Genomic DNA, 18,016 nt, shown 5'->3' with positions numbered 1-18,016 from the left:
TTAAGAAAAAAGAACTGAGATGTCAATTTACTGGTTAACCAATCCCCTTAATAATTCCCAAATTTCTTTATATCCTTTTTTTTGAAGAATACTTAGAGTAATAAAATACTCCCTTAAAGCTAGAATATAATTACCTTTTTTATAATATATAACACATCTAAGAGCATGCAACATTTCATTATCTTTATTTATCTTTAAACCCTCTTCTATTAATCCTTCTGCCTCTTTTATATTCTCTTTTTCAAAATATAAGTATGCTAAAAAGGAAATTATCCAGTCATCTTTAGGATATCTCTCATAAAGTCTCTGGAAATATATCAAAGCTTTATCTCTTCTATTGCCAAAATAGGATGCAAAGGCTAATTGATAAAGGGAAAAGGAATCATCATTTTTCTCATTAATCTCTTCTACCTTTCTACTTAAAAACCTTGGATCAATTTCGTTTATCTTTTTATAGAACTCAAAAGCTTTATCCAACTTACCTTGTGCAGAATAAACTACTAATAGTTTAAAAAGAATTTCTAAATTTTTTGAATCTTTTAATAAGATATTCTCATATTCTTTTTCAAGAGTTTTCCAATTATATGAAAAACTTAAATTAAAAAGAATTAAACTAAAGATTAATATTCTCCAATATAAATTTTGCAATTTTATCTGCACCTTTATCACCTAATCTTTCCCTTCCTTTTTCTCCTCTTAATCTCACTTCCTCGGGATTTTTTATGAAATAAATAATTCTTTCTCCTGCCTCCTTATAATTATTTACTACCTCTAATCCCTCTCCTAACAGAGCTTTCTGCATTTTTAAAAATTTAGAGGTAATTTGAGGACCTTTTCCAGGAAAGGATACCACTAGTTTTTTTAGAAATACTGCCTGTTCATTAGCAGTTCCTGCTAACCCAAGTATTATATAAGCCTTTTTTACAATAGACGAAAAATTCCCAAAAGATATAGTCACAGGTAAATCAAATTTTTTAATAATATTTCTAAAATAATCCCTACATTTTTCAGGAAGGTAAGGTGAAACGATAACAACATATCTGAAATTAGGAAATTCCTTAAATACTATTTCACAAGCCTTTAACATTAGTTCAATATTAGCAATAGACTCTTCTCTACTTCCTGGAAGCAAAGCAATAATATCCTCATATTTTTCTTCTCCATTTTCTAGCCCATCAAACATAGGATTTCCCAGGTAGAAAGTTTGAGGAATAAAATTTTTTAAATACTTATATGTAGGTTCGTCACGAGTAAAGACAAATTTAGCAAGTTTTTTCATTAAATAAATCTCTGGGAAATAAAAAGAGGAATTTAATATAGATTTTGCAGTAGGAAGAAAAAAAGGGCGTTTTTGAGTAAAAGATCCCATTACTAAGTTATATGTATCTCCTATACATACCACTTCTATTTTTTTCTCTCTAAAACTCCTTAAGGTTCTCAATTGTTCTTTCTGAAAAGAAAATAAACCATTCCTTAAATCCTTAAAGATATACTTCAAACTAGATCTAAAAGCAAAGCCACCACTAGGAAAATCCCTTCTTGGATTAAGAATTTCGATAGGAAGAGTTAAGTAAGCTTTTCCCTCTCCTACTAAGGGGAGAACAAAAATCTTAATATCTTTAATTTCAAGAATATTTTTTATAATTTCTCTTGCAATTAAATCTTCGCCAAAGCCATTACTAATAAATAGAAGCATTTTTTAAATTATATATCCTTATTTCTTTTAAAATTTCTGAGGCTATATATATAGCCAATTTTCCATCTTCCAAGGTTACTAGAGGACTTCCCCCATTTAATATACAACTTATAAAATGTTCTAACTCCAATCTTAAAGGCTCCTCTCTTTCTAGAACTGGAGTTTCAATATTGGGCTCCAAAAATCTACCGGAACCTCGAGTTATTGTTATACTTTGATCAATATAATCTACATGAATAAATGTCCCATCAATTTCGTGAATTTCTAACTTTCTCAATTTTTTAGAGCTTAATCTACTTGCAGTCAAACTTACAGTTATTCCATCATCAAAGAAGAGATTAACATGAGCAAAATCCTCGTAAGGAGTATAAAGAGAATATCCTATTGCCTGAATATCTTTTATCTTTTTCTCCTTTCCAAGAATATAAAAAAGAATATCCAAATCATGAATCATCAAATTCATTACTACCCCTATATCTTCTGACCTTCCATCATAGGATCCCATTCTATGAATTTCTAAATAAAAAGGATTCCTAATATACTTTTTCAGTTCCTGTATTGCTGGATTAAATCTTTCAATATGCCCTACTTGAAAAACCAAATCCTTTCCCGATGCAAGTTCTACTAATTTTTCTGCTTCTTCTAAAGTTTGAGTTACAGGTTTTTCTACAAATATATGAACACCCTTCTCCAAAAAATCTTTGGCAATTCTAAAATGAGAAGATGTAGGAGTAACTATACTCACTGCGTCTACTTTATCTAATAAATCCTTATAATCTGTAGTATAAAAAGGAACTTGATACAAGGAAGCCATTTCTCTTACTCTTTTTTCATTGATATCTGCAATTCCTACAAGCTCTACATATGGAAGCTCACTAAAAATTCTCACATGATGCTGTCCTAAATATCCTACTCCTACTACCCCTACTTTTATCTTTTTCATGTTTTCACCTCACCTTCTTCTAATTGCCAGTGAATTATTCTTGCATACACCCCCTTCTTATTTAGCAATTCCTCATGACTTCCTTCTTCCACGATTTCTCCCTGATCTAAAACTATAATTCTATCTACCTTTCTGATAGTCGATAATCTATGAGCAATAATAAGAGTAGTTTTTCCTTTTATCAACTCTTCTAAAGCCTCTTGAATTAAAGCTTCAGATTCGGCATCTAAAGAAGATGTAGCTTCATCTAAAATAACTAACCTAGGATTATGCAGGATTATTCTTGCTATAGCTATTCTTTGAGCTTGTCCTCCTGATAATCCTGATCCTCCTTCCCCAATTATAGTATCATATCCATTAGGTAAAGAAATAATAAAATCATGTGCTCTCGCCATTTTTGAAGCTTGTATAATTTCCTCATAGGTAGCATTAGGTTTACTATATGCGATATTCTCCTTTACCGTTCCATGGAATATTACAGTTTCCTGTGTTACAAAACCAATTTGATTTCTTAAAGAACTTAATTTCACTTCTCTAACATCATAACCATCTATTTTTACCTTTCCTCGCGTAGGATCTATAAATCGTGGAATAAGATTTACTAAAGATGTCTTTCCAGCTCCACTGATTCCTACAATAGCAACCTTTTCTCCAGGTCTAATTCTTAGATTTATATTTTTCAAAGCCCAATTTTTGTTATCATAGGTAAAATAAACATTTTCAAATTCTACTAAACCTTTTATGGGTGGTAAAACTTTTGCGTTAGGGAATTCTATTACATCTTTTCCTTGATCTAATATTTCAAAGATCCTTTCAAAAGAAGCAGAAGCTTGTTTTATACCAGAAAAAACCCTTAAAAGAGTTGTTGCAGGTTCCAAAGCCATTCCTACATAAGTTAAAAAAGCAATAAAAGAACCAAGAGTAAGCTGATTTTGAGCAATTTTTCTACTACCTAACCATATTAAAAAAACTATAGCAAGAGCACTTAAAAAACTTGCAAGGGGAATCTGAGTAGCAGTTAATTGGGCAATTTTTACGTTTCTCCAGAAATTCTTTTCATTTTCCCTTTTAAATTTATTTATCTCATCCTCTTCCTTTACAAATATTCTAACTATTCTTGCACCCTTAATACTTTCCTGAATAATCGTTGTAAGATCAGCAATTTTCTTTTGTACTGCAAGAGACCATCTTTGTATTTCTTTTCCTATTCCTGATACAGACAATACAAAGAGAGGGATTATAATAAAAGTTGCCAAAGCCAATTGCCAATGGGAAAAAATAAGAATTAATATAATTCCAGTAAGAAGAATTATGGAATAGAAAAAATCAGAAAGACTTGATAAAAAAGAAGTTTGAATGAGTTGAGTATCTTGAAGAGTTCTTGATATTAATTCACTACTAGACCATTTATTAAAATACTCTAAGGATAAATATTGAATCTTAGAAAATAGTTTATTTCTTAAATCTGCTACTAATTTATGACCTACAAAAGATAAGAGATATATCTGTCCATATAAGAATAAGCTTCTTAAAAAAAGTAATCCCACAATAATTAATGCAATTTTATTTAGAGAAGACAAATCTTTTGTCCTATTTAACTCATCAATAAGCTCACCCACAAATTTAGGAGCATATAATTGAGAAGAATTTACTATTAAAATGCATAAAAATCCGCCTAAAAGATACAAAAAATTGGGCTTTAATAATTCAAATATTCTTTTCCAATATTTCATATATATCACCCCAAATAATCTCCGAAGGACGTATATCATTATCAGGAAATATCTCTATTAAATTTTTATGCATCCTTTCTATTAATTCTCTGTTACCTAAAATCTCCAAAAAATATTTTATCACTTTCTTAAAATCAAATTTTCCTATTATTTCAGGAACTACTCCTGGACTATATTTATTAGGAAAAGATAAATATGAATTTTTTTTCAAATATATATCTATGACCAAATTACGAATCCTTCCTTTCAAAAAGTTTGCAAAACCTTCCATAGGCAAATATTCAGGCCTATGAAGAGGTAATAAAACTAACATAGGTATCCCTGAATATCCTAGCTGTAAAGTAATTGTTCCGGGAAGAGTAACAGCAAATAATAAATTATTTATCTGTTTTTGCCAGTCTCCTAAAAATTCTATGTCAATAGGTAATTCTCTTATAAAAGAATTAAATCTAAGAAGAAACTTTCTTACCACATCTTTTTTCAAAAATTGAGAAATAAATATAACAAATTTAAGGTCAGGATAGAATTTATGAATCTCTTTTATTAAAGCTAAATAAAAGGGAAAATAGAATCTTAATGCATAATCTCTGCTTCCTGGGAAAAAAGCAATTCTATTACTTTCTTTTGAAAAAGCGGACCTATTAAGATTTTCAAATCTAAGTTCCCCTACATATTTCATTTTTGGATTTTTAAAATCTTTAGAAGAATAAATAAGATTAAATAGAAAAGTCCAAGTATGTTTTTTCTCTACATAAGCAATAGAATAAGACTTCCATAATTTTCCTAAAATTCCATTGAAAAATAAATCTCCTCCAAGATGAAAAATTATATTTTTATTTTGGGGTTTATAAATAAAATTTTTCCAATATTCATTAGGAGAAAAGATCTTCTTAAAAAAACCAAATTCTTCTAAAACTCTTTCCTCTTCGCCAGTTGCAAATTGGCAAGGAACTAAAATAGTATAAAAGTTTACATTTTTAGTCCAATCTAAATTTTTTTCTTTTATATAACTAATTAAAGGATACAACCAACCTGAAATTTCTCCTGGTCCATTGACTATAAAATAAAAATTAAACATAGCTCCTACTCAAGATAAAATTGGCAATTCTGTCCAAAACTCCTTTTTCTCCTAAAGAAGACACAACCTTTTTTAAATCTAAAAGCATTTCTTCTCTTCTCTTAGAATTATTAATAAAATCTTCTATATCGCTAATTACTTTATCTATATTAATTTTTTGCACATATTCTGGATAAATTTCCTTTCCTGACAATATATTAGGAAGGGATATATATTTATGATGAACTAATTTTTTCCCAATATAATAGGTTAATTTTGAAATTTTATAGAATACAAATAAAGGACAGTAAAGAAGACTTGCCTCTAAAGTTACCGTTCCAGAGGATGCCAATGCAAAATTTACCCTTTGGAGAACTTTATAACTTTCTTTACCCGAAAGAAGTTCTATATTTAAACTATCATCTAAATATTTCTTTACTAATGGTAAAAATTGTTCTGAGGCAATAGGTAATAAAAACTTGAAACCTCTTTTTGAAAAATGAGTAGCAATTTTGACAAAAAGAGGAGTAAGTTTATTAATCTCTTGTTTTCTACTTCCCGGAAAAAGTCCTATTAAATAATCTTCTCTCTTTTGAGTTTCTAGTTGGGAAATATAATCTACTAAAGGATGGCCAAAAAAGGAAACTTTATGAGTATATTTTCTATATACTTCATATTCTTGAGGAAAGACACTTATTATCCAATTTAGATATTTTGAAACCTCATAAGCATTTTCTCTCTTTCCCCATAACCAATACTGAGGAGCAAAATAATAAATTGTTGGGATACCTAATTTTTTAGCTCTTTTTGCAAGAGGAATATTAAATCCTTGAAAATCTATAAGAATTAAAAGATCTGGTTTCTCCTTCTCTAAGACTCTTTCAAGGTTATTTAAAAGCTTTAAAAAAATAGGAATATAAGGAAGAGGTTCAACAAAACCAACAGTACTAAATTTAGTAACATTAGCAATCAAATTTAAGCCTTCTTCCTCCATTCTTTCTCCACCTAAGCCAAAAAAATAAAGATTTGAATTGTATTTTTTTAAAGTTCTAATTAAATAAGCTCCATGAACATCCCCAGAAACTTCCCCAACAGAAAACATTATCTTCATTCTTCAATTCTCCTCCATACTGCTGGAGTTATTCCTCTTTTAGAATTTTTAATAAATTCTAATATTTCCTTTGCCTCCTCTTCCTCAAATTCCGAAATTCTTTTAATTCTTTCTTCAAAGGGAAGATCTGAAAAAAGAATATGAAAAATCTTTTTAATAAGATTTCTTTTCTCTATGGAAAAATTTGCTCTTTTTAATCCTACTGTATTAATCCCATATATTCTTGCAGGATTCCCATCCACTAAAGCATAAGGAGGAACATCTTTTACAATCTTTGATAATCCTCCTACCATAGCCAATTTTCCAATTCTTACAAATTGATGAATACCTACAAGAGCGCTGATAAATGCCTGATCATCAATTTCCACATAACCCCCAATCTGAGTTGCATTAGCTATAATTACTCTTTTACCTAATTTCACATTATGAGCTAGGTGAGAGTATGCCATAATATAACAATCGTCACCAATTATAGTAGCTTTTTCTTCCCCAGTAGCCCTATGAATTACACAATATTCTCTTATAACCACATTATTACCAATTATTAAAAAGCTTTTTTCCCCTTTAAAATTTAAATCCTGAGGTAAGTCTCCTAATATAACTCCTGAGTGAATATGGCAGTTTTCTCCAATAATAGTTCCTTCTTTTAAAATAACATTACTTTCTATTTTTGTATTTTTTCCTATTTTTACTTCTTTATCTATAAAAGTAAAGGGACCTATCTCCACGTTTTCTTCAATTTTAGAGGAAGGATGAATAAAAACTGTATAATTAAAATTATTCTCCAAGGGCAAGGGTTATCTCTCCTCCTGCTACAATATCATCACCTACTTTAGCTACCCCTTCAAATTTAAAAATTTTTCTTAGTTTCTGTTTTAATTTTACCTCTAACACTAAGACATCACCTGGAAGAACCTGTTTTTTAAATTTCATATTATTCACACCAGTAAGATAGGCTATATAGTTCTTATTCTCTTCAGCAAAAGAAAGAAACATAAGTATACCAGCAGATTGTGCTAGAGCTTCAATTATTAAGACACCTGGCATCACAGGTTTTTCAGGAAAATGCCCCATAAAAAAATGCTCATTTATAGACACATTTTTTATGGCTTTAATACTTTCTCCTTTCTTCCATTCTAGAATTCGATCTATCATCAAAAAGGGATATCTATGAGGAAGAATTTTAAAAATATCCACGGTCATTCAAAAATCCCCCTTAAAAGTTTTTCTTGTAAAAGCCTTTTAACAACTTTTACATGCAAGGCATGCCCAGAAGAAAGAGCGTAGATATTAGCTCTTAAATATCCCCCAAGTAAAGCAAAATCTCCTAATATATCAAGAATTTTATGTCTTACAGGTTCATCTAAAGATCTTGGTTTATTTTCATATCCCTTCGCTCCTACTAAAAGAGCATTTTCTAAACTTCCACCTCTTATTAATCCTCTTTTTCTTAATTCATCAATTTCATACCAAAAGCCAAAGGTTCTTGCAAAGGCAATTTCCTTTTCATAACTATCTAGATCCTTAATGGTAAATTTTTGCCAATAAAGTATTGTATTAGGGAAAGATATTACAGAGGTAACAGCAAAGGAAGAAGAGGGAAAAAGGAGAATTAAACCTCTGCCTTCTTTCTCTAATATTGGTTTTTCCAAGTCATATATTTTTAGAGGAGATTCCTGTATTAATATACCAACTTTTTTAAAAACATCTATAAAAGGAAGAGAACTCCCATCTAAAATAGGGATTTCTTCTCCTTTCACAAGAATAAATAAATTAGAAATTTTTAAACTATAAATAGCAGATAAAAGATGTTCTACAGTCATTATTCTTACATTGTTCTTCCCCAAGGAAACTCCACGTTGTGTATCCACAACATAGTCTACAAAAGCTGGAACTTCTTCATAATCTTTTATGAAAATTATACCTGTATTTTCTGGAGCTTTTAAAAAGACTAATTCTGTCTCTTTTCCTTTATGAAGTCCATAGCCTTTAATTTTAATCTCTTTTTTAATAGTTCTTTGAAAGTTCATTTATATTATAATTTTTTAACTTTTTCCCATATTTCAGGAAGTTTTCTTAATAAACTCTGCAATTTTAATTCTTCCTTATGGGGCCTTGCAGGAAATCCAGAAACTATTGAACCATCTGGAATATCTTTAGTTACACCTGCTCTTGCAAGAATAACTACTCTATCTCCAATCTTAACATGATCAGAAATTCCACTTTGTCCTGCAATTATTACATTATTTCCTATTTCACTGCTTCCAGCAATTCCTGTTTGTCCAACAATAACACATTTTTCTCCAATTTTTACATTGTGAGCAATAGTCACAAGATTATCTATTTTTGTCCCCTTTCCTATTCTTGTCTCGCCTAAGGTTCCTCTATCTATGGTACAATTAGCACCTATCTCTACATCATCTTCTATAACAACCTTTCCTATATGAGGAATTTTAACATGATTTTTTCCATCCCAAACATATCCAAACCCATCACTACCTATAACACATCCTGAGTGAATTATGACATTATTTCCTATATAGCAATAATCATATATAGCCACCTTAGGATATATTATGCAGTTTTCTCCGATAAAAACATTATTTCCTATAATAACACCTGCACCTATCTTTGTCTCCTTACCAATCCTTACGTTATTTCCAATAACCGAATAAGCACCAATCCCTACCTTTTCTTCTAGTTTTATATTTTCTCCTAATATTACTGTAGGATGAATTCCCTCGGAAAAATTTCGCCAATCAAAATATCTTAAGATCTTTGCCATAGCAAGCCTTGGATTTTCAACCATTATAAGAGGTTTTTTGGAAGAAAATTCGACCTTTGGAACAACAAGAGCTCTTGCTTTTGTTTCTTCTGCTTTGTAAAAATCCTTTTCATCAAATACAAAAATTAAATCATTTTCTCCTGCATCTTTCCAATCAGATACTCTCTCAATAAAGCAATTCTCTCCCTTAAGCTCACCCTCTATAATTTCAGCTATTTCTTTTAACCACATTTTAGCCCCTATTTATTTAAATTTTCTAAAACCTCCTTAGTTATGTCTACTCCTCCCCAAACTCGAGAACTTTTTTCTAAAACTATACTTAGATTTTTAGACTTTGCAACTTTTTCTACTTCCAACAATATTTTTTTTCTTAGTGTGTCTCTAATTTTTGCTATTACTTCTCCTAATTCCTTATCTTTCTCCCTTTTTAGCTCATCTAATTTTTTTTGATCTAGCCCCTTTTTCTTTGCTTCTTCTATTATTTTATTAATTTCTGCCTGCTTCTTTTGAATCTGAATTTGTAATTCTTTTGTTTCCTTATACTCACTAAAAACCTTTAAGTAATCAATATATCCTATGGAGGTAGATTGAGAATATATAAAATTAAAAAATAAGACAACAAAAAGAAAAAACAGAATAAGATAAATAAAAATTCTCATAAAAAATCACCTTACTTTTTCCCTGTAAGTTGAGAGATTATCTTATCAGTTATATCAATCCCACCCCAGACTACTGCGTTTTTATCTAAAACCACGTTATAGCCTTCTTTTTTAGCTAATTCTGAAAAGGCTTTTTCTACCTCTTTCATCAGAGTATCTACTGCCTGTTTATAGGGAAGGAGTTCCTTATCATATTGATCTGCTAATTTTTTAATCTCTTCCTGAGATTTTCCTTGTTGTTGAGCTTCCTGAAGCTTAGATAATCTTGTTTGATACTCTTGATTAAGCTTATTATAGGCATTAAATAAAGGAGTATAGCTTTGAATAATTTTCTGCTGATCTACATAAGCTATTCTAACAGCAGGAGTCTGGGCAGTTACAAATCTTAAGCCCATAAAGAGAAATGCTATAGCTATTACTAATATTATACTTACTTTATAATTTTTCATTTTTAATACCTCCTAAATTTTTAAAAATTTATTGTGGTACAAGCTTTCCACTCTAATTTTTCAATAGATTTTAAAATAATAGAAGACTTAAGAATCCATGGGTTATCAGTCCAAATAAAATCTAAACCACCCCAAAGGTTGAAAATAACATCTGAGAGACTCTTAATTTCTGATGAATCAAATTCACTCTCACCTCCAATATTTATAAAAATATAGCTATTTAAGGACAGAGGGAATCCATAACTAAATTTAATATTTATACCGCTTTTTTCTTGAGATTTCCCTAAAACATATCTTAATTCTCCCTTTGCTTCTAAAATTCTTTCTTCAAATTTTTCTCCATAGCTCCAATAATTATCAGTTAATAATCTCAAAAGAGTGTAGTTTTCAGGAGAACCTCCTCCTATAAAATCCAAAGATAGACATAGTAAATTACCATTTGTATTAATAAATTCTCTTTTAATTAAGGTATTTTTCTCAAAAGAAAAGAGAAGAGCTTTGTTTCCCTGAGGATTAAGAGCAAATCGATATCCTACCTTTGCTATGACATCTTCTCCGAATTCCCTTAAAAATAAAAGAGATATATAGTTATTATCCAGTAGAACATGAAAATTTTCCTTTTCCCATGTCAGTTTATATAAAGAGGGATTTTCTCTCATAATTAATGAATTTAAGGTTATCCTGCCCCAGTTTAAATCATAAAAAGAATAACTTATATGGAAATTTAAAGGAGAAGTTAGAGAAAAGGAAATAGAATTTTTGAAAAGATATACCAAAGAAAGGTATAAAATAGTACCATCTTCCTCAAGTTTATAATTATATTTAATTATTAGAGGTATCCCATCTCTTAATAATTTTTGATTTGCCAAATCTATTTTCTTAATATTTAAATCTTCGCCTATTTTAATATTTACTAATTTTTTTATAATTTCTTCTTCTTTATAAGACTTTGTTTCATATATAATTTCTTTTATTGGCAGAAGTTCTTTCCAAGTAAAACTTAGTATGTTTCTTTCAAATTTAAATTTAGGCTCCTCTACAAGAAGAAAACCATAGTTTTTATATAAATTTTTAATCTTATCAATATCTTCTTGAACCTGGGCTAATATAAAGAATCTTCCAGAATCTGAATAAATATTTTTTCTAATTTCCTTTTCATCTAATAGCCTTATTTTAGGAAATACTACCTTTTCTATTACAGGATATTCCTTTACCTCAATTATTAATTCATATCCTCCATTGATTTTATTCAAAGAATAGGCTACATCCTCAAATATTTTCGTATCTTTTATTTTTTTAATCTCTTCTTCTATTTTTTCCTTGGTGTAACTTTGAAAGGGTTTAATATTTATTAAATCTTGTATTTGAGAATAAGGAGTAAATTTAATTCCTTTAAATATAACTCCCTGAAGGAAAAATTCTTCACCATATGCCAAATTAAAAATAAAGAGAAAAATTATTAATATTAAAAAACTCCTTCTCAATTTCTTCCCTCCATTTCTTAAAATACATCTCCAAAACTAAAATGAATTCTCCATCTTGTATTAGGATCTAATGGATCTTGCCCAAAATTATATCCAAAATCCAGTCTTATGGGAATAACTAAAGTCTCATACCTTATTCCTATTCCTATTCCACTATAAAGCTTAATATCTCTAAGAGAAGAAATACTTCTTAAAGAAAAGGCATTTCCTAAATCAAAGAATAAAACTCCGTATAATCCACTCCCCAAAGGAAATCTATATTGTAAATTAAGTACAATATAAGCATCTCCTCTAAATTCATTATCTACATATCCCCTGATGGAATTCGCTCCTCCTAATGTGAATAATTCAGAGGAAGGTAAATTTCCTTCTGATAATCCAATACCGAATTTTAAGGATAAAACTTGTCTTTCTTTCATTTGAGATAAAGTAATGGCATCTCTATTAGTTAAAGGGAAATGCCACTGAAGTTCTCCTTGGTATTTTGCATAGTTAGAACTACTTCCTCCACCTGCAAATTCAGCACTCAATACTTGTCTTGAACCCTGAGTAGGATTTAAAATAAAATCCCTTGTGTCTCTCATCACACTAAGATTTATACTAGCAATATCATTTTCCGTATAAGTCGCTCCAGAGATTCTCTGCCATACCTTTTCATATTTAAAACCTAAGCCTAAACTTAAATTTCCTACAATAGGATAATAAAAGGAAAAACTTCCACCAACTCTTTCCTCATCTATATTTTTTGACTCATTCTCAATAATTGTTGTAATTGTACTTTTCTTATCATATAACTTTAATTGAAAATTATTTCTATCTCCTAAAAACCAAGGATCAGAGAAACTAATTTGATAATTCATCTTTCCTGATCCTACTATTTGAAGATTTAAACTCAACTTCTGAGCTTTTCCAAATAGATTATTTTCCATATATTCTATATATCCATAGAAACCAGTAGATATGCCATATCCACCCCCAAAATTTATAGATCCTGTTAACTTTTCCTTAGCAATATAAATTACTTTAATCTTATCCTCTTCAGAACCAGGTTCTAATTTTATGGATACATCTTCAAATATTCCAGTGTTATATATTCTCTGTAAATCCTGCTTTACCTTTTCCCAGTTAAAGGCCTCTAAGACTTTTAAAGATATCTCCCTTCTTACCACATTTTCTTCTGTTGGTCTTCTTAAAAACGCCATGAAAGAAAGAGTAGAAGTTTCCGTTGCAGGTTGAATTTGAACGTTAATTTCTTCAACAATATATTCTCTAAAGAAGAATATTAAATATCCTTCTTCGGTGAATCTAAATTCCTGCAAAATTGTAAAAACAAATCCTTTTTGTTGTAAGTATTTTTGTAAATTATTTATGTCTTCTCTCAAAAGATTATAATTTATAGGTCTTCCTTCTTTTAAACTCATAATCTTTTTGAGTTCGTCAAAAGCCAAGCTATAAAGACCTTTAAAGGTTATTTTATTAATGATTGGATTTTCTTTTAATTTAAAAACTAAATCTACTTTATCTTGATTTATGTTTTTCACCACATCGATATCTTGAAAGTATCCTGATTCTTCAAATTTTGAAATTTGCTCCTTTATTTTATTTTCATTTAAGAAATCTCCTTTTTTCAAAATAATATATCTTTCTAAAACATCAAAATCTAAGTATTTTAATCCTTCCAATCTAATCGAAGATATTATTGGGTTCTCCTTCACTATAAAAGTAAGATAAACTCCAGAACTACTAAATATCTTTTTTACTTCTACACTGTCAAAATAAGAACTATTTAATAAAATATTTCTTTTTTCTTCAACAAAATCTTCGTTATAGAACTCCTTTTTCCTTAAAGAGAGAAGAGAAATTATTTTGTCCGTTGGAAGATTAACATTTCCTTGAATAGAAATTCTTAAGATTGGTAGATTTTCTTTAAAGACTAATCTAACTTTAATATTTTCTTTTTCCTCAATCTCCCAGGAAATCTTTTCGAAATATCCCGTAGTCAATAACTTTTCTATATAATTTTCCATCAATTTTTCAGAATAGAATAATTTCTCTGAGGGTTTAAAAACATTATTTTCTATCTTTCCTTTTAAATCTAAAATTTCTATTATCTCCAAATTAGTTATATTATTCAATCCTTCAAAGGATATTTCAGATATTAAAGGATTCTCGACAAAATAGAAAAACACATAAGCTCTTTTATTTTCCTCAGTAAAAATAAAGTCTACCTTTGAAAAGAAACCTGTTTGTATCAGACTTTCTTTCTTTTCTTCTAAGAGGGATTTTGATATAAAATCTCCAGGTTTTAACTGTACTATTTCCTGAATTTTTTCTAGAGAAGCTTTATTTACTCCAAAATATCCTATTCTTTCTAGAATGGGTCTTTCAGTAAATATAAAGTTAAGAATTATACCGCTCTCTGTTTTTTCCTCTTTTATCTCAATATCTTCGAAATAACCCGTCTCCAAAAATCTTTTTCTCTGATCCCAAATCTTCAAATCAGTACTCCATCCAAGATGGGGAAGAAAGAGAAGATTTTTAATAGTATTTATCTCAACATTTTTTAAACCTAAAAATCTTATTCCAGAAATCCAAACTAGAAAGGGTGTTTCTATGAGCTGAAAAGTCAAAATAATACCATCTTTCTTAACCTCTTTTAATATGTTTACAGAAAGAAAAAATGTTGTCTCTTCTAATCTTTTTTTAACTTCTTCCAATTTTTTATCGTCAATTTCTGATCCAATTTTAATATTAATAATTTTTAAGATCTCTTCTTTGCTAATTTTCTGATTTCCTTGAATATCTATATTTAAAATTTTGTATGGTACCTGTTGAGAAAAGACGTGATTAAAGATTACTAAAAATAATACTAATATATAGATAAACTTTTTCAAAAATTTCCACCTTCCTTTCTCTAAAATTTTGTTTTATATTCAAAAGAAAATAAAGTTTCCCCTTCAAAAGTATAAATCCATTTTAGGATTAATCCACCTTTCAATAAATACTCCAATTCCAAATTACTAAATAAACCTTTTTCTAAAGAATAATCCATCCTCATTATTATATCTTCTCTTAATTTTTTCTCCAAAATTATTTTATTCCAAGTAGGTAGGAAGGATTCTAAAGTATATTGTATCCTTATGGATTCTAAACCTAGAATTCTACTAATCTCCGATAGTAGAGGATTTAAAAGATATTCAGTTAAAATTCCACTTAAGAAACTTTGAATTCCTAAAGGAATGTCCTCTAAAAGGGAATAAAATGGAATAGTTTCTTCCTTTGCAAGAGTTAATCTTTCTTGTCCCAATAATAAAAATAATATCTCCTTTAGCGAAAGAGGGGGACTTGAAGTAAGATAAATAGAAGATTGTCCCATAAAACCATAGGCTTTTAAAGTAACTAAGTAATTTTGTATAAAAGAAAATCCAGACAATTCCCAAATATTCTCCTCGTAACTTAAACCAGGAAACTTTATATATCCATAATCTATTAAAAAATTCCTGTTTAATAACTGTATATTCCCTTTTACAAAATCAATTTTTCCCGTTAAAAGAGGCTTAGAAAGTTCTCCTAAAACTTTAACTCTTCCTTTTAGAGATAAATTTAGCAAGTTAGGAAGATAAAAATTAATATTTTCTCCTAAGTTCACATCTAGAGAAAGTTTTATCTTCGGAAGATTAGAAAGTTCCTTTATTTCCCCTTGAGAATAAGAAATCATAGAGTTATAAATCAGAACATTTCCTTCTAATAGAGGTTCTTTTATATTTTTAATGTTGACTTCCCAATCACTATAACCTTGGAAAAAGTAAGGAAAGTTCAAAGAAATTCTAGGAAGATTTAAATATAAGTTAAGTTCAGGATAAATCTCTCCACATCCAGAGATTTTTGAACTTTCTGTTTCTATCTCTAAAGACTCTATAGAAATCTTATTTTTTTCGTATGTTAATATAAAATCCATAGAATAGATTTTATTTAGAAAAGAAGGAATAATAACAGGTTGAGAAAACAATATCTTTCCTATACCTTTAAACTTTTCAAAACTTCCTGAAATATTAATATTAATTCTTCCCTTTTCTAAATTTTTTATATTCTCTATTGGTGTGAGTACATATAAAAACTCACTATCAGGTAAGAAAATATTAACCTCAAAATTTTTAGAATCAAAGATTCCATCAATTACTCCCTTATTTTTGCTAAGCTTTAAAATATCTCCTTTGATTTTATATTTATCTTCTTTTATTATTCTTAAATTACTCTCTAATTTCTTTTTCACTGGCGGAAAATCAAAAGCAAGATATAAATCTCCATTTTCTAAGGAAAAAGCTTCTAAATTAAGATTTATATCTAAAATATTTCCAGAGATATTCATAATTTTTAGATCTTTCAATATATCCAACGGTAAGAACTTTCCTTCTATTTTTCCTCTTCCATTAGATTCTAAGAAGAATTTTAAATTACCATTATCTATAAAATCAAAATTACCCGATAAATTCCAAATTGTATCCTGAAGATTTCCCGATATCTTACCACTCATAATTCTTGGAACTTCAGTTTTTAATAAATTTAGAGTTAAATTGATATTATTTTTAAATTCTAAATTTCCTCTCCATTCACTTTTTATAAGATAATTATAAGGAGAAAAAAGCTTAAAATTCGATAAAGGAGCTAAAGAAAGTTTGAAATCAAACTCATCCTTCAAGATACCCCTAATTTCTAATAAAATTCCATAAATCTCCCCTCTCAAACTTAAATTTAAAAAATCTTTATCATCAAAATATATTTTCCAGTTTTCTACAATAAATTTGGGTTGATTCAAAATAAATCTATCTCCATATAAATTTAAGGCTCCATTCTCATATTCTCCTAAAAATTCATTTTCTAATATCTTTCCCTTAATCTCAAACTTTCCATTTCTTTCTTGAACATAAATGTTCCCATTAATTTCGAACTTATCAAAAAGGAATAAAGAAAAACTATCAAAATATAATCCCTTTTTGACTTTTCCAGTAAGATTAATTCTTTTAAATTTTATATCTTTAAAAAGAATTTCATCACTGACGATCTTAAATTTAGGAAAATCTTCAAACACAATTTCCCCATTAACTTTACCTCTTAAATCTTCCGATATTGATTTCAGATTTATCTCATTAAAATCTATTACTACTCTATCAGAACTAAATCTTCCATAAAGCTCCCCTTCTAATACATTTCCCTTTATATCTAAGCCTTGAGAGTTAATATCCAAAATGATCTCTCCTAATCTAAGTTTGGAATAGTATATATCTTTAATCTCAACAAGATTTTTAAAATCATAAATTATTTTTCCCTTCAAATCACCTATTTCCAAATCCCCAGTAATCTTTCCATCTTTATAAATTCCCGATACTGTTAAATCAATCATATTATCATCTAAATCTAATGATAAATTCCCATGGAAACTAAAATCATCTTTTACTGTAAACTCTATTAATTTCAAATATTTCTCAAGATTTTCTCCCTTTCCATAAACCTTCCACTTCCAATTTTTCCCTGTAATTTCTAAGCTAAGAATTCCCCTAAATATAGGAATAGAAAAGCTTCCAGAAATATCTCCCTTACTATTAAAAGTTATCTTACCTTTTTGACGAAAATCTCTTGGAATTATTTCCCCCTTTCCTTCTCTTAAATCTCCCTTCCAAGAGAAGGAAAAAAGACTATTCAAAGGACTGACATAAATATTTCCTTTAATCTCTCCACTTCCTCTTAAAAGATTTAAGGATCCTGAACCGTTAAAATAATTTTTGTCAATATTAAAGGTAACATTTCTTATAGTCAGATTTGATAGATCTTCTCCCATTGATAAAATATACAATCTTGTTATAGAAAATTCTTGATATTTTAAATCTTTTCCCGTAATGCTTATTTCGAAAAAAGGATTCTTAAATATTTCTCCTTTTATTCTGATAGAACCATATATTTTACCTTTAAGATCTCTTAAATTTGCATGGAATAAAGAGGAAATTTCACTAACATCCATTAAGGGGAAAATAAGTCGAATATTTCCCTTTTTCTCTTTTGGATCAAAGATTCCTACTATATTTATACTTTTTAATGTACCAG

Annotated in this window: 15 protein-coding genes; all 15 read right to left on the bottom strand. The window is 28.8% G+C overall.

Going from position 1 to position 18,016, the window contains the following annotated elements:
* Window positions 1-27: 27 nt before the first annotated feature.
* Genes NZ841_03725 through NZ841_03655 form a run of 15 tightly spaced genes read right to left on the bottom strand, consistent with a single transcriptional unit; the run spans window position 28 to window position 17,933 of the window.
* The gene (locus NZ841_03725; GenBank protein ID MCS7201866.1) at window positions 28-648 is read right to left on the bottom strand and encodes a tetratricopeptide repeat protein; all 621 of its coding nucleotides are present in this window, start codon (window positions 646-648) and stop codon (window positions 28-30) included.
* A complete protein-coding gene (locus NZ841_03720; protein ID MCS7201865.1) occupies window positions 614-1,696 on the bottom strand; it encodes a lipid-A-disaccharide synthase-related protein in 1,083 nt (360 codons plus the stop codon). Before NZ841_03720 ends, NZ841_03725 begins: the two co-directional genes overlap by 35 nt.
* On the bottom strand, window positions 1,680-2,639 hold the full coding sequence (locus NZ841_03715) for a Gfo/Idh/MocA family oxidoreductase (GenBank protein MCS7201864.1): 960 nt from the start codon (window positions 2,637-2,639) through the stop codon (window positions 1,680-1,682). The genes NZ841_03720 and NZ841_03715 overlap by 17 nt, the downstream gene beginning before the upstream one ends.
* Complete coding sequence (locus NZ841_03710; GenBank protein ID MCS7201863.1) at window positions 2,636-4,372, bottom strand: ABC transporter ATP-binding protein/permease; 1,737 nt, start codon at window positions 4,370-4,372, stop codon at window positions 2,636-2,638. Before NZ841_03710 ends, NZ841_03715 begins: the two co-directional genes overlap by 4 nt.
* The gene (locus NZ841_03705) at window positions 4,347-5,450 is read right to left on the bottom strand and encodes a hypothetical protein (protein MCS7201862.1); all 1,104 of its coding nucleotides are present in this window, start codon (window positions 5,448-5,450) and stop codon (window positions 4,347-4,349) included. Before NZ841_03705 ends, NZ841_03710 begins: the two co-directional genes overlap by 26 nt.
* Complete coding sequence (lpxB, locus tag NZ841_03700) at window positions 5,443-6,540, bottom strand: lipid-A-disaccharide synthase (protein MCS7201861.1); 1,098 nt, start codon at window positions 6,538-6,540, stop codon at window positions 5,443-5,445. The genes NZ841_03705 and lpxB overlap by 8 nt, the downstream gene beginning before the upstream one ends.
* Window positions 6,537-7,328, bottom strand: a complete 792-nt coding sequence (lpxA, locus tag NZ841_03695) for an acyl-ACP--UDP-N-acetylglucosamine O-acyltransferase (GenBank protein ID MCS7201860.1) — start codon at window positions 7,326-7,328, stop codon at window positions 6,537-6,539. Before lpxA ends, lpxB begins: the two co-directional genes overlap by 4 nt.
* The gene (gene fabZ / locus NZ841_03690) at window positions 7,318-7,743 is read right to left on the bottom strand and encodes a 3-hydroxyacyl-ACP dehydratase FabZ (protein MCS7201859.1); all 426 of its coding nucleotides are present in this window, start codon (window positions 7,741-7,743) and stop codon (window positions 7,318-7,320) included. Before fabZ ends, lpxA begins: the two co-directional genes overlap by 11 nt.
* The gene (gene lpxC, locus NZ841_03685) at window positions 7,740-8,570 is read right to left on the bottom strand and encodes a UDP-3-O-acyl-N-acetylglucosamine deacetylase (GenBank protein ID MCS7201858.1); all 831 of its coding nucleotides are present in this window, start codon (window positions 8,568-8,570) and stop codon (window positions 7,740-7,742) included. Before lpxC ends, fabZ begins: the two co-directional genes overlap by 4 nt.
* Window positions 8,571-8,575: 5 nt before the next feature.
* Window positions 8,576-9,556 carry a UDP-3-O-(3-hydroxymyristoyl)glucosamine N-acyltransferase gene (lpxD, locus tag NZ841_03680; GenBank protein MCS7201857.1) on the bottom strand — a complete coding sequence of 327 codons (981 nt, stop codon included), beginning with the start codon at window positions 9,554-9,556 and terminating at the stop codon, window positions 8,576-8,578.
* A gap of 8 nt (window positions 9,557-9,564) precedes the next feature.
* Complete coding sequence (locus tag NZ841_03675; GenBank protein MCS7201856.1) at window positions 9,565-9,984, bottom strand: OmpH family outer membrane protein; 420 nt, start codon at window positions 9,982-9,984, stop codon at window positions 9,565-9,567.
* Between the two features lie 11 nt (window positions 9,985-9,995).
* Window positions 9,996-10,433 (bottom strand): OmpH family outer membrane protein, encoded by a 438-nt coding sequence (locus NZ841_03670; GenBank protein ID MCS7201855.1) that lies wholly within the window; start codon window positions 10,431-10,433, stop codon window positions 9,996-9,998.
* Between the two features lie 20 nt (window positions 10,434-10,453).
* Window positions 10,454-11,917: a hypothetical protein gene (locus NZ841_03665; GenBank protein MCS7201854.1), complete on the bottom strand. Its 1,464-nt coding sequence runs from the start codon at window positions 11,915-11,917 to the stop codon at window positions 10,454-10,456.
* A gap of 17 nt (window positions 11,918-11,934) precedes the next feature.
* Window positions 11,935-14,811: a BamA/TamA family outer membrane protein gene (locus tag NZ841_03660; GenBank protein MCS7201853.1), complete on the bottom strand. Its 2,877-nt coding sequence runs from the start codon at window positions 14,809-14,811 to the stop codon at window positions 11,935-11,937.
* Window positions 14,812-14,831: 20 nt separating this feature from the next.
* Complete coding sequence (locus NZ841_03655; protein ID MCS7201852.1) at window positions 14,832-17,933, bottom strand: translocation/assembly module TamB; 3,102 nt, start codon at window positions 17,931-17,933, stop codon at window positions 14,832-14,834.
* Window positions 17,934-18,016 lie beyond the last annotated feature (83 nt).

It is taken from the genome of Dictyoglomus sp., from assembly GCA_025060475.1.
Taxonomy (GTDB): Bacteria; Dictyoglomota; Dictyoglomia; order Dictyoglomales; family Dictyoglomaceae; genus NZ13-RE01.
This window is presented reverse-complemented; position numbering and strand designations above follow the sequence as displayed.

Coding starts and splice junctions, on each gene's coding strand:
- fabZ (MCS7201859.1), bottom strand. CDS start 7,743: ATGACCGTGGATATTTTTAAAATTCTTCCTCATAGATATCCCTTTTTG.
- NZ841_03675 (MCS7201856.1), bottom strand. CDS start 9,984: ATGAGAATTTTTATTTATCTTATTCTGTTTTTTCTTTTTGTTGTCTTA.
- NZ841_03720 (MCS7201865.1), bottom strand. CDS start 1,696: ATGCTTCTATTTATTAGTAATGGCTTTGGCGAAGATTTAATTGCAAGA.
- NZ841_03710 (MCS7201863.1), bottom strand. CDS start 4,372: ATGAAATATTGGAAAAGAATATTTGAATTATTAAAGCCCAATTTTTTG.
- lpxB (MCS7201861.1), bottom strand. CDS start 6,540: ATGAAGATAATGTTTTCTGTTGGGGAAGTTTCTGGGGATGTTCATGGA.
- lpxC (MCS7201858.1), bottom strand. CDS start 8,570: ATGAACTTTCAAAGAACTATTAAAAAAGAGATTAAAATTAAAGGCTAT.
- NZ841_03715 (MCS7201864.1), bottom strand. CDS start 2,639: ATGAAAAAGATAAAAGTAGGGGTAGTAGGAGTAGGATATTTAGGACAG.
- NZ841_03705 (MCS7201862.1), bottom strand. CDS start 5,450: ATGTTTAATTTTTATTTTATAGTCAATGGACCAGGAGAAATTTCAGGT.
- lpxD (MCS7201857.1), bottom strand. CDS start 9,556: ATGTGGTTAAAAGAAATAGCTGAAATTATAGAGGGTGAGCTTAAGGGA.
- NZ841_03655 (MCS7201852.1), bottom strand. CDS start 17,933: ATGGATGTTAGTGAAATTTCCTCTTTATTCCATGCAAATTTAAGAGAT.
- NZ841_03670 (MCS7201855.1), bottom strand. CDS start 10,433: ATGAAAAATTATAAAGTAAGTATAATATTAGTAATAGCTATAGCATTT.